This window comes from Fimbriimonadales bacterium (assembly GCA_035559795.1).
In the GTDB taxonomy this organism is placed as follows: Bacteria; Armatimonadota; Fimbriimonadia; order Fimbriimonadales; family ATM1; genus DATMAR01.
On sequence record DATMAR010000012.1, the window covers coordinates 551,421 to 563,844 of the forward strand.

At 46.1% G+C, this 12,424-nt stretch carries 13 protein-coding genes; 7 read left to right on the top strand and 6 right to left on the bottom strand.

What is annotated here, in order from left to right:
• Positions 1 to 19: 19 nt before the first annotated feature.
• A complete protein-coding gene (gene mnmE / locus VNK96_09665; protein HWP31972.1) occupies positions 20 to 1,351 on the bottom strand; it encodes a tRNA uridine-5-carboxymethylaminomethyl(34) synthesis GTPase MnmE in 1,332 nt (443 codons plus the stop codon).
• A gap of 43 nt (positions 1,352 to 1,394) precedes the next feature.
• Positions 1,395 to 2,666: an MFS transporter gene (locus tag VNK96_09670; protein HWP31973.1), complete on the bottom strand. Its 1,272-nt coding sequence runs from the start codon at positions 2,664 to 2,666 to the stop codon at positions 1,395 to 1,397.
• A gap of 243 nt (positions 2,667 to 2,909) precedes the next feature.
• Between VNK96_09670 and VNK96_09675 the strand changes: the two genes are divergently transcribed.
• The 7 genes from VNK96_09675 to dxr all read left to right on the top strand — a co-directional run bounded on the left by VNK96_09675 (position 2,910) and on the right by dxr (position 8,248).
• Positions 2,910 to 3,164, top strand: a complete 255-nt coding sequence (locus VNK96_09675) for a hypothetical protein (GenBank protein HWP31974.1) — start codon at positions 2,910 to 2,912, stop codon at positions 3,162 to 3,164.
• Positions 3,165 to 3,312: 148 nt separating this feature from the next.
• A complete protein-coding gene (rpsB, locus tag VNK96_09680) occupies positions 3,313 to 4,179 on the top strand; it encodes a 30S ribosomal protein S2 (GenBank protein HWP31975.1) in 867 nt (288 codons plus the stop codon).
• A complete protein-coding gene (gene tsf, locus VNK96_09685) occupies positions 4,176 to 5,051 on the top strand; it encodes a translation elongation factor Ts (GenBank protein HWP31976.1) in 876 nt (291 codons plus the stop codon). The genes rpsB and tsf overlap by 4 nt, the downstream gene beginning before the upstream one ends.
• Positions 5,038 to 5,760 (top strand): UMP kinase, encoded by a 723-nt coding sequence (pyrH, locus tag VNK96_09690; protein ID HWP31977.1) that lies wholly within the window; start codon positions 5,038 to 5,040, stop codon positions 5,758 to 5,760. Before tsf ends, pyrH begins: the two co-directional genes overlap by 14 nt.
• A 3-nt stretch (positions 5,761 to 5,763) precedes the next feature.
• Entirely contained in the window at positions 5,764 to 6,324 is a 561-nt protein-coding gene (gene frr, locus VNK96_09695) for a ribosome recycling factor (GenBank protein ID HWP31978.1), read from the top strand.
• Complete coding sequence (locus VNK96_09700) at positions 6,321 to 7,055, top strand: isoprenyl transferase (protein HWP31979.1); 735 nt, start codon at positions 6,321 to 6,323, stop codon at positions 7,053 to 7,055. Before frr ends, VNK96_09700 begins: the two co-directional genes overlap by 4 nt.
• The gene (gene dxr / locus VNK96_09705) at positions 7,052 to 8,248 is read left to right on the top strand and encodes a 1-deoxy-D-xylulose-5-phosphate reductoisomerase (GenBank protein HWP31980.1); all 1,197 of its coding nucleotides are present in this window, start codon (positions 7,052 to 7,054) and stop codon (positions 8,246 to 8,248) included. Before VNK96_09700 ends, dxr begins: the two co-directional genes overlap by 4 nt.
• A 327-nt stretch (positions 8,249 to 8,575) precedes the next feature.
• Here dxr and VNK96_09710 read toward each other — a convergent pair whose 3' ends face one another.
• From VNK96_09710 to VNK96_09725, 4 genes are all read right to left on the bottom strand, one after another.
• Positions 8,576 to 9,559, bottom strand: a complete 984-nt coding sequence (locus tag VNK96_09710) for a hypothetical protein (GenBank protein ID HWP31981.1) — start codon at positions 9,557 to 9,559, stop codon at positions 8,576 to 8,578.
• A gap of 363 nt (positions 9,560 to 9,922) precedes the next feature.
• Positions 9,923 to 10,522: an NTF2 fold immunity protein gene (locus tag VNK96_09715; GenBank protein HWP31982.1), complete on the bottom strand. Its 600-nt coding sequence runs from the start codon at positions 10,520 to 10,522 to the stop codon at positions 9,923 to 9,925.
• A complete protein-coding gene (locus VNK96_09720) occupies positions 10,519 to 11,238 on the bottom strand; it encodes a DUF4329 domain-containing protein (GenBank protein HWP31983.1) in 720 nt (239 codons plus the stop codon). Before VNK96_09720 ends, VNK96_09715 begins: the two co-directional genes overlap by 4 nt.
• Positions 11,239 to 11,433: 195 nt before the next feature.
• Positions 11,434 to 12,180, bottom strand: a complete 747-nt coding sequence (locus VNK96_09725) for a hypothetical protein (protein HWP31984.1) — start codon at positions 12,178 to 12,180, stop codon at positions 11,434 to 11,436.
• Positions 12,181 to 12,424 lie beyond the last annotated feature (244 nt).

Here is a 12,424-nt window from a genome sequence, read left to right on the forward strand (position 1 = left end):
CCGTAAGTGGATGGCTTTTTTACTTTCCGATGCAAAAATCTCGAAACACTTTCTCGATGATTTCCTCGGTCGCCGTGCGTCCCGTTATTCTGCCTATTGCTTGCAATGCTCCATGTAAATCCACGCAAACTAAGTCTGTCGGTAAATCCGAAAGAAGTGTCTCCGCGGCATGCAACAAAGATTTTTTCGCCTCTTGCAAATCGTTTATATGTCTTTCGTTTACGAGCGGAATCTCGCCACCCGTTTCGAACTCTCGTATCAATTCTTTCCCCAAATCGTCGAGACCCTCTCCTGAAAGCGCGCTGACCAACGAATGTTCTTTCGAAACAGTTTCCGCAATACCCAAATCTATTTTATTCGCAACAAAAAGACCTGGTTTGCGTTCGAGTTCATGATAAAGTTCTTCGTCTTCTCGCGTCCAACCGACGTTTGCTTCGTACAAGAACATTACTAAATCTGCGTTTCGAATCGCTTGCTTCGAGCGCTCGACTCCCATTTGTTCTACTTTGTCTTTCGTCTCCCGAATCCCTGCTGTATCTGTCAGCACGACGGGAAAACCTTCGATGGAAACCGTTTCTTCGATGGTGTCTCGTGTGGTTCCAGGAATCTCCGTAACGATTGCTCGCTCCATCCCTAATAATGCATTCATCAAAGAAGATTTCCCTACATTCGGTCTTCCTACCACCGCAATGCGAATTCCCTCACGGAAGAGTCTTGCTCGTTTCGCGCTTTCGAGCAGAGTGTTCATTTCTTCAAGAACTGCGATGAGTTCGTCATGAACTTGCTTACGATTCAAATCTCCAATTTCTTCCGAAAAGTCTATTGTCGCCTCAGCAAGCGCAAGTTGATTCGCAATTCTTTCTTCGAGACGGGAAATGGCTTCCGATAATTTTCCTTCGCGCAAAAGCCGCGCACGGATTTCCTGCGCATGCGTTGCCACTGCAACTGTTTCTGCAACCGCCTCTGCTTGGGTGAGATCTATACGACCGTTCATGAAAGCGCGCTCCGTGAATTCTCCAGGGCGCGCAAAACGAGCGCCCAAATCTTGGATAGCATTCACGATACGCCTTACGATTAACGGGCTTCCATGGCAACTCATTTCGAAGAGCGATTCTTCGGTGTAACTTTTCCCTTCTTCGAAAAGAATCAAAAACCCTTCGTCTATTTTTTCATTCCGGAAAACGATGTCGCCGAAATAGCAATGACGCGGTTTCCATGGAGGACTTTCTTTGCAGCGGAAAATACGTTCTGCGATCTCCCATGCTTTAGGACCGGAGACTCGAATCCACGCCACCGGAGCCCGAAAAGGTCCCGTTATCGGCGCCACGATAGTGTCTGATAAGTTGTGCACGAGTTAAATTCTGAACGAATCAACTCCTCCCCCGAATTCCCGGTTAGCGAGACCTTCGTATCTTGCGAACTAAAACAGTTCCTAAAAGAAACGCGCAAGCCGATAAAAGAAAGATGAGTTGATATCCGAAGCCATCCGCCAGGCGATTTCCCCAATCCAGAAGCATTCCCGACACTCCGGTGAGCACTTGAGGGGTTGCGATGCTCGATTGCCAAAGACCCATGTCCTTTGCGAGTTCCTCGCGATTCGGCATCACGTCCGACGCTAAAGCCCATTCCGCGGACTGATTCATGCCATAAGCCACGCCGAAAACAACCGCCAAAGAAACCAACAGCCCGAAATGAGGATAGAAAATAAAAGGAGGAATCGTCGCAGCCATAATCAGCCCCGAAATCATGATGACTCGCTTACGCCCAATCGTGTCCGTGAGTTTTCCGCCAATCAGCGCACCTATCCCCCCCATGAAAGAAATGGAAAGCGCTAACATGAACATCGTGATTTTCGCAGCCTCTTCTTTCGAGCCTAAATGCGCTGGGTCTGCAATCGTCCATCCGAGAATTTTGTAATCCCTTACCCTATCTATTAAAAAATACAGTAAATAAATCGAAATCAAATAAAACCCCAGTGCGTTCAAAAACCGGGTAAACCACATCCAACGAAAATCCGCATCCTTCCATGGCTGAATCCATGCCTTATAGAAACTGTTCGATTTCGGTTTCTCGAATCCGGGCTCCTCGCGAACGCTCAATAAAGTAATCAAAGCGCAAAGAATCGTGACGATTGCTATCGCAACATATATTTTGAACACATCCCGCAAAACCAACGCGATAATCCCCCCCGTGACTTGCGCCGATAGACGCAAAAGCCCTAAAATTCCGCTCGCGCGACCTCGTTCCTCCTCGGAAACTAACGCAGGAATCAAACTGCTGTACGGTCCTTGCCCGATGTCGTCCGCAACTTGCAGAAACAAATATCCTATTACGATTACGAAATATTGTTTCGGATTCGCTAAAATCATGAGAGCGACGACCGTAAGCGCCGCACCGATCGCGACGAAAGGTTTCCATCTTCCGAAACGAGTTCTTACACGGTCGCTTAGAAAACCGAAAAGACTCGGTCCTATCATCGCCCAAATAGCACCGAGCATCACAACCCTTCCCCAAAACTTCCCTTTCTCCCCACCCGGAACGAGCTGCTCTACTTGACCGGGCAAAATTACGGAAAGGAGCACGAACCATTTCAGGCTCGTCGAAAACCAGTAAGCCGAAAGCCCGAAATGCCACAGAAGGCTTCTCCTCGGAAGTGCGTGGCTCATTTGTCTATTCTGTTGTAAAGACGCTCTGCCCCGCCGTGAAATGGTAGGTACTATCAACAGATAATCCCGAAATGCTCAATAACCACAGCAGGTTAGTTCTCGTCGTTCTCCAATTCGAAAAAATGTGACTTTGAAAATTTTAGTGCCGAATAACAAATGCACGATGTCCATGCTTTTTGCATTCAGATCCAGAACAATGCAAGACTAAGTTTTCGTATTACATAGATGAGAAGGTGAACAACTATGATTGAAAGAGAAATCGGAAAGGTAACGCACTATTTCGGCAAAATCAGCGTCGCCGCCCTCGACATAACCGAGCCCCTAAGGGTCGGAGATGTCATCCACATCAAAGGGCACACGACCGACCTCACTCAACGCGTAGAGTCCATGCAGGTAGAGCATAGAGACGTGCAAGAGGCTAAACCCGGAGAGAGCGTCGCCATAAAGGTTCTCGACCACGTTCGCGAGCACGACGTGGTGTATAAAGTGGAGGAGTAGCCCCTCTTCGAAGCTTTGCCCGTTTTGGGCGGTATACTCGTTCCATAAACATCACACACGGATACCCCGATCCGCTTGGGTGTCCCGATAGAATCGGGATGAGGCGGGTGGCAGTAGGAGTTCCGGAGGAATAACCCAAGGAGTGAACATGACGCCACTTACTATGCGCGAACTGCTCGAAGCAGGCGTACATTTCGGGCATGCCACCAGACGGTGGAACCCGAAAATGAAACGCTATATTTATGGTGCCCGAAACGGGATTTACATCATCGACCTTCATCAAACCATCACCCTCTTCGAAGCCGCGATGGCGAAAATTCGAGATGTAGTGGAAAACGGCGGAACGGTAATTTTCGTCGGCACGAAAAAACAAATCCAAGGCACGATAAAAGAAGCCGCCATGCGCTGCGGAATGCCCTACATCACCGAGAGATGGATGGGGGGGCTTCTCACGAACTGGAAAACGATGCAGCAACGCATCCAACGCATGCGCGAATTAGACAGACTCGCCGAAGAAGGTTTCTTCAAAAGACTCACGAAAAAAGAAGCGATGCTCCGCGAAAAAGAACGCCAACGTCTTCATCGCTATTTCGATGGCATAAAAGACTTGCAAGGTCCACCCGATTTGCTCTTCGTGGTGGATATGAAAAAAGAAGAAATCGCCGTCAAAGAAGCGCGCAAAATGAAAATCCCTGTGGTCGCCATCGTGGATACGAATTGCGACCCTGACGAAGCCGATTACGTTATTCCGGGAAACGATGATGCCATACGAGCAGTGCGTCTGATCGCTGGAAAAGTTGCGGATTTAATTGCTTCGATCCGCCCAGTCGGAGAAATCGCGGAAGCGGTTCCCGAAGTAACCGAAGAAGAGCCGAGTGTGCCGTTAGGCGAAGTCGAATTAGAACTGCTTCGCAAATATTCTTTAGAGGAACAAATGGAAGAAGGGTTGATTCCTGGTCAACCTATACAAACTCGAAGTCGAATTCCGGTCAAGGACGAGGATGAAGAAGAATGAAGGTAACCCCACAACTGATTAAAAAACTTCGCGATCAAACCGACGCGCCCATGATGGATTGCAAACACGCTTTAGACCAAGCAGCACAAGAAATCGGTGATGATGAAGAAAAAGTATTGACGCGTGCGCGAGAAATTTTGCGAGAGGCAGGGAAAGCCGCCGCAGTAAAACGCGCCGATAGAGTAACGAGCAATGGAACGATTGCTATCGCCCGTTCCAATAACGCTGTTGCCGCTGTCGTTCTGCTTTGCGAAACAGATTTCGTAGCTCGCAACGAACAATTCATTCAATTAGCACAAAAAATCGCTGATTATTTCGCATCCCACGAAGTTCCGCAAGAACCTTTGGATGCGAACATAAACGGAACTACGGTTCGCCAACTCCTCGAAGAGGCCGTAGGAAAGATTCGTGAAAACATCCGCCTCGGAGCAGTGAAACGGTTGACCGGAGACACGGTAGGTGCTTATTTGCATCACGATAAAGCGAAAGCCGCACTCGTCGTTCTCGAAGGGGGGGATGGAGCGGCGCAAGAAATCGCCAACAAACTCGGCATTCAAATCGTCGCACTCTCGCCAGAATACATAGAAAAATCTCAAGTAGACCAAGCGCGAATCGAAAAAGAAATCGAAATCGAGAAACAAAGGGCGATAGAAGAAGGAAAAAAACCGGAAATCGCACAGAAAATTGCAGAAGGAAAAGTCAATAAAGAACTCCTTCAGCAAATCGTCCTTTCGGAACAACCTTGGTATGCGCAACTCAACCGCAAAGTAGGTGATGTGCTCAAGGAGGCAAACGCATCACTGAAAGTCAAACAATTCGTTCGTTTAGAAATCGGAAAAGACCCGGTCGAATGCAGTGTTGGAACGACCTAAACCATCACGCGTCCTGTTGAAACTCAGCGGCGAAGCGTTCGCCGGGGAGGAGGCATTCGGTCTCGACCCTAAAACCGTCCATTACATCGCCGAGGAAATCGTTTCCGTGCACGATGCGGGGATTCAATCGGCGATCGTAGTTGGAGGGGGGAATTTTTTGCGAGGGGAGGAGTTCAGCCGCGAAGCGGGAATCAACCAATCCGTAGCCGATACCATGGGAATGGTGAGCACGATTATGAATGCGCTCGCACTGCAAGAGGCGATTGAAAAATTAGGCGTTCCTACGCGCGTAATGAGCGCAATCTCGATTCAACAGGTTTGCGAACCGTTCATCCGCCGCCGAGCGATTCGTCACCTCGAAAAGGGAAGAATCGTAATTCTCGCTGCAGGCACGGGGAATCCTTTCTTCACGACAGATACCGCAGCAGTTTTGCGCGCATTAGAACTCGGAGCGGATGTCTTGATAAAAGCGACAAAAGTGGATGGTGTTTACGATAAAGACCCGCACATCTACAAAGATGCCAGTAAATTCGAATATATCACGTTTTCCGATGCAATTCGCTTGCGTTTGGGTGTAATGGACCAAACCGCTTTCACCATGTGCCATGAACACAATCTGCCCGTAGTCGTCCTTTCTCTCTTTCAAAAAGGAACATTGCGAGCAGCAGCATTGGGAGAAAACGTGGGAACCTTGGTAGGAGGTGGTTAAAAAATGAACGCTCAAGAAATCATCAAGGATGCAAAACATCGAATGGAAATGTCCGTCGAGGCGACAGCGAGAGATTTCGCCGCAATTCGCACCGGAAGGGCGAATCCTCAAATCCTCAACCGTATTTTAGTGGATTATTACGGAGTCGAAACACCACTCCCTCAGTTGGCGAGCATTACCGTTCCAGAACCGCAACAGTTATTGATACAACCGTACGACAAAAGCCTAATCCCGAGCATCGAGCGCGCGATTCTAAAAAGCGACTTGGGAATTCATCCCACTACGGACTCCGGTGGTATTCGACTCAGATTTCCAGCGATGACCGAAGAGCGAAGAAAAGAACTCGTCAAACAAGTCCATCACCGTGCAGAGGAAGGATGCATCGCCATTCGTAACATACGAAGAGATGCCATCGAACACCTCAAAAAAGCGCAAAAGGACAAACAAATTTCCGAAGACGAACTCAAACGATACGAACAGGAAATTCAAAAACTTACGGACAAATACATCGAAGAAATCCACGAATTGCAAAAGAAGAAAGACGCGGAGTTATTGGAAGTGTGACGGAAGCGCAAGCCGCTGCAATCGCTCGAGGTGTAGATTTATCCCGTCTTCCCGTGCACATCGGCATCATCATGGATGGAAACGGGAGATGGGCGGAACAAAGAAACTTGCCTCGTCTCATCGGACACAGAGAGGGATATAAAACTTTGCGCTCCGTCTTGCTCGCGGCGAACGATTTAGGGATTCGCTATCTCACCGTATACGTTTTCAGCACAGAAAACTGGCGACGCCCCCCCCAAGAGGTCGAAGGATTGCTGAACCTGATTACCCAAGCCGCAACGGACGAACTGCGCGTCATGCATCAAAATAATGTCAAAGTACGAGTCGCAGGACACATCGCAGAACTTCCAGAATCTTTGCGAAATGCATTGATAAAAGGAGTAGAAACCACGAAGAACAACACCGGAATCACCTTCGTCCTCGCAGTGAATTACGGGGGGCGAGACGAAATCGTAGATGCCGTGAAACGAATCGTAGAAGAAAAAATTCCCCCAGAAAAAATCACGGAAAAAACGATATCGGAAAGACTTTATAATCCCGACATCCCCGACCCTGACCTTTTAATTCGAACCGCGGGTGAACAACGGTTGAGCAATTTTCTTCTATGGCAGTCCGCATATTCCGAAATCGTCGTCGTGCAAAAACCTTGGCCTGAATTTTCACTCGACGACCTCATCGAAGCGTGTAAAGAATATCAATCACGCGTGCGCAAATTCGGAGCCGTCACGTGAAACGAATCGCGATTCTCGGCTCTACGGGAAGCATTGGTACGCAAACTCTACAAGTTATCGAGAAACATCCTGAACGATTGCAAGTTACCGCGCTCGCCGCGCACTCCAACTATGAAAAAGTCGCCGAACAAGCGCGAAAGTTTCACCCGAAATATTTGGCGATGTTCGAAAGTAGTGCTGCGGATTGTCTGGCGAAGGAGACGAACCGAAAAGTGGCTTCCGGGATGGGGGGGCTCATCGAAATAGCCACCTCTGATGAAGTGGACGTAGTGGTGGTTGCCGTTTCTGGGATGATAGGTTTAGAGCCGACCCTCGCGGCGATTCGCGCGAAGAAAGCGATTGCCTTGGCAAGCAAAGAGGTGCTCGTAGCAGGGGGGGCTATCGTCGTGCCGCTCGCTCGCGAGCATAAAGTGCCGATTCTTCCCATAGATTCTGAGCATTCTGCCATTTTGCAATGCCTCGTCGGCGCTTTAGGAGTGCCTTTTCCGACTGCAGACGATACTTCTTTTTATGAACGTTTGAAAGAACGCCTTTCGCAAATCGAAAAAATCATCCTAACGGCGAGCGGCGGACCCTTTCGAGGCTACACACTAAAGCAACTCGAAAACGTAACCGTAGAGCAAGCCCTCGCACATCCTACATGGCGAATGGGGGGGAAAATCACGATCGATTCTGCGACATTGATGAACAAAGGGCTCGAAATCATCGAAGCATGTTGGCTCTATGATTGCACGCCCGAAAAAATCGAAGTCGTCATTCATCCGCAAAGCGTGATCCACGCGATTGTAAAATTTCTCGACGGTAGCGCATTAGCGCAGATGGGTCATCCCGATATGAAGGTTCCGATTCAGTTCGCTCTTTTAGGTCCGGAGCGACTTCCCTCCCCTGCGAAAAATTGGAACCCTTTGGATACGCCGGAATTGACCTTCGAAGAATTCGATTCGAGCGTTTTCATCTGTCCGAATTTGGCGCGCGAGGCGTTCCGAAGGGGGGGCGTAGTTCCGACGGTCTTGAATGCGGTGAACGAAGAAGCAGCGAACGCCTTTCTGCGAGGTGAGATTTCTTTTTTAGACATCCAACGTTTCGCGGAAGGCTCCCTTTCGATCGCTCCGAACACGAGCGCGACCCTGGAAACGATTCTTGCTGCCGATAAAGAAGCTCGAGCATGGTTTCACGCTCGAGCGAGGACTTAACGCGATTTCGTCCACTCCGTAACAGTTACTTCCTGTTTTATTCTAGTGGGAATTCGAAAATCGCCGTTGCCAACGATGACCTAATTTGCTCTCCAATCAGAAAGAATGAAAGACGAAGCAGCATAACAAGCGTGATGGAAAGTGAATGAACCCGATGCGTCTGTTTTCGAGAATCTCGCCCCGAAACATTATGCGAAAGAACCCCCTTAGGTGGTTGATAGTGACGAGTCTATCTTCTTACTTCATGCGAAAATCGTCGTTCCTATTGCATTGTTGAAAATCTTATCCGTCCACACGAATCGTATCCGAACGGCCTCCGAATCTCTATCAATTTGTCCACTGAGCCCAAGAATCGTACCACCCTTGTATAAAAAAGACATCTTTATAATACAAAATCTTAACCTTGCCGTCGTTTTGAAGCAAATATCTTTTTAAACCAACTGCTCCTCCAGATTTTATTCCATCGAAAATCATTTTGTTTACAACTTCATTTCCTGATTTCCCAAGAAAATAAGGACCATAATCCTTCGAAATGAAAGTAAAAACTTTTTCCGAAGTTTTTATACTAAAGACGACGTATACACTTCCTTCCTTTTGTTTGTATAAGCCATAATTTCCATCTCCCGATAGATCAATAATACTGTATTCAAAATACTTTTTAGTTATCGTCCCATTTTTACCAATCCACAAAAAGCATGTCCCTTTTTCCGTCTCTCCATCGGAGTATACGTAAGGAACAATTATAGTGCCGTCTTTAGAAACTCTCGTTTGCGCCATTTTTGCTAATCCTGGACTTCTAATATATTTTGCATCATTAATTCGAAACGTCTTATTGTTACTAACGTAGTAATCGCCTTCTTTACCAAGCATAATAGCACATTTATTTTTAAACGATACAGCAATAGCGCTAAAGACTGTCAACTTAGAAGGAACATTAAGAACGAGTACGTCATCACTATTTTTGAAAATGTACTTTTTCTCGTGTTTATTTATTGTGCTCGTGATTGTCGTAAGGCCAGGACGATCTGAAGCGAAGGGGAAAAAATCGAATCCTTTCCAAAAAATATTTTTTTCGAAATCGATCAAATGGCCTCCTGCGCTATATCCGTACATTGGCTCTCCGTATCTCCATTTTTTTTCTTCGAGCTTTATGATTTGCTCATGCTTGCACACAAAGGGCATAGAAATTATTAGCGAGATCATAATTATTGGTAAAATAAAGGTAAAAAAGACTACGAGAAGACTTAATGTTAATAATAGCATGAAGTTAGGTAACTTCATCATTACAACTCCAACTTCCTCCTCTTCCACCAGCTGCAACCTCTTCGATCAGCCCACAGTTCGGATAAAGTCGCACTAGTCCAATCATTGCATAACCGAATCCTCTTGTTCTCTAAATCGTTTACAAAGAATATCACACTCACTACTTTCATGCTCCTATTGTCGACGTCTTTGAAGCAATGCTCGAACCTCAGCATAGAAAAGAACAAGTACAGCTGCCATAAAGCCATAAACTATGAAAACGGAAATGTATTCATGCCAATAAGGCGTCGTGTATCCACCATCAACCTGCTATCCATGCAATAAATAGTCCCATTCCCTGAAAGTATTTTCAGATGCAAAGTTTCCTGTCTGAAAAATGAACGCCCAGACCATCTTTACTACTATAAAAAATCATTCCGTATGGCTGACGTGTAAAATCCTTCCGTCATTCTTTGAAATTTCTGCGATTGCTTCTCCAGCAAGAACATATTCAGGGGCGGTTCCAAGAACCATCCACACATTATTCTCTAACCTGGATCGGAATGGCTTTTCCTTTTCGATTTGTTTCTTTCCGTAAATAGGAATCCATACTGCCTCTGCAATCCTTTTAGCGGTTGCTGCATCCGGAACAAAGCCGCTTTTTGGAACATAGGGATTTTTTCCGAGGCTGACAAGTATAATTTTTCCGTTCACTTTAGAAATCTTTGCTATCAAGACGTTACCAGAGTTATTCTTATCACTTAGCGTTCCTGTTACCGTCCAAACTTTGTCCTTCATGGTAGTGCGGAAAGGTTTTTGCTTTTCGATTTCATCCTTTCCGTAAATGGGAATCCACACTGCTTCTGCAATCCTGATGGCAGTTTCTGCATTCGGAACAAAACCATCTTTCGGGATTACATAATGTGTTCCATTTATATACTTCTCTCTTACTTCTCCTTGTGGACACATACTATCATAAGTGAAAACGAAAAGTGCGAACGATAATAAAATTGAGAAATATTTCTGTATCATACTCTTATTTTACCAATTACACTCACCATTCTTAGGCGCGGTTCGTATTTCTTAATTAATCCTTTCGGAGTTCCCAAGTAAATAGGAAGGGCAAGTACATCTCCATACGCTTTATCTGGCTCTGAAAAGTTCTCGTCATCATAGCCTATATCATCATCGCCGTGTGTGTGATATATACCGGCTAGGTTCCCTCTCGGAGTCGGTCCTGGACTGGATGCATGCTCACCACCCCTCTTTGGTGTTGTATAAGAATATGTACCATCAGGAAATTCGCCCACGCAAAAAAATGGTACATATATTATAGTAGTATCCTCATAAATCCAGCCTGCATACTCAACTCCTTCTTTTATACTTCTTTTTAAAATGTCTCTAATGGCTGCCTTCGCGGCAGCGTCGGCGCTTTTATATTTATCTCCTGGCTTCAAACCATCTGCATCACATAGTATCAATGGTTTATTCCCACAATACACATACCAATTTCTTCCATCTTTTGCGATGTCACGGCTTATAAACCGCCCGATGCTCGGGTCGTAATAGCGATGACCTAACAGCAGCAACCCGGAATCCGAATCCGATTGATAACCAAAATGCCCCCCGTATCCGAAAGGTCCGCTCCAACTTCCCGTCTCGGATACCACGTTCCCGAAAGCATCGTATCCCTTCGTCGCATCGAAGCTTTGCGAGACTTTGCAAAGAAGCCGTCCGTTCGTAGACATCGGCACGAAATCCCTCGAATCTGGAATATGGATATTTTATCACCGAATTTTATCACCGAGCGATAAACAAAAAAACCGGTTCCCCTTGCGAAGCAGGGGGAACCTTCGAGGAGGGGGTCGAAATCCTGCTAATTTGCGCCGTAAAATTCCGCACCGAAAGCCATGGGAGTGTAATTCGTCGCCCCGAAGTACACATCATGAATTACCATATTCTTTCTTTTCGATCTCTTGAAAAACCTTGTCCAAATAATTCACAAGAAATGTCACTTCTTTACATTCAAATCCTTCGAGCGCTTCTCGATCTTGAAGCCCTATAAGAATGTTTAAAAAAAGTTCTAATCTTTTTCGGTCCTCCTTGTCACGTCCGTAAAACACAAGGTCAGAAGTAAAACCATTATTCCCATCGAACAAACGCGCAATATCCCCTTCGCAGATTTCTTCTAAAACCCTTGCAACGTGAAAACCTGCCAAAAATAGGATACGCGTGCGTACTGTGCTTAACATTTCTGCAGGATGCCCATCTAACCTGAGATTTACAATATGCTTTATTGCACGTTCAGAGCCAGTTTGTAGAAAAATCTTTTCCAGAGCGAATGGAAGCGGGGTTTTCACGTCTTCTTCCCTAGTCAATCCCATCTCCATCTTCGAAGCCTTTGCAACACCATCAATGAAATCTGCATACCCGAAACGCAAAGCCGCCCAATAGTTAAAAGCAATTACATCAACAGGATTTTCGATATTTTTCATAAATCTTTTTGCTTCTTCGGGCGTTGTAATCCTATCCAACGAAATCGGAAATTTTGAAGTTGTTGTAAGATAGGCAATTCGAAGAGCACGCATATCCTCGTCGGAGAGAACTACCTGCTCTTTTTGTTGGCTTGCACAAGAAATGCAAACACATAACAAAATTGTAGAGATTATATACGAGTTTGAGTGTTTCATTTTCAAACCTTATTTAAGTGGAACATCCGTTCTTTCTGACATGAATCCAGGTTCCCCCGTAGAAATCATTTTATCTTACCGAGCTCAAAACCCAATTTCCAATCATGACGCAAACAAAAGGAATAAATACACCAATGATAAGTTTATCCCACGTTAATGTACTCATCAATGTAGTGCTTATAATTAGTGCACCACCTAGTGGAACTCCCAAAGGCGCATAAGGCATTCCCCACCAGAATAACGA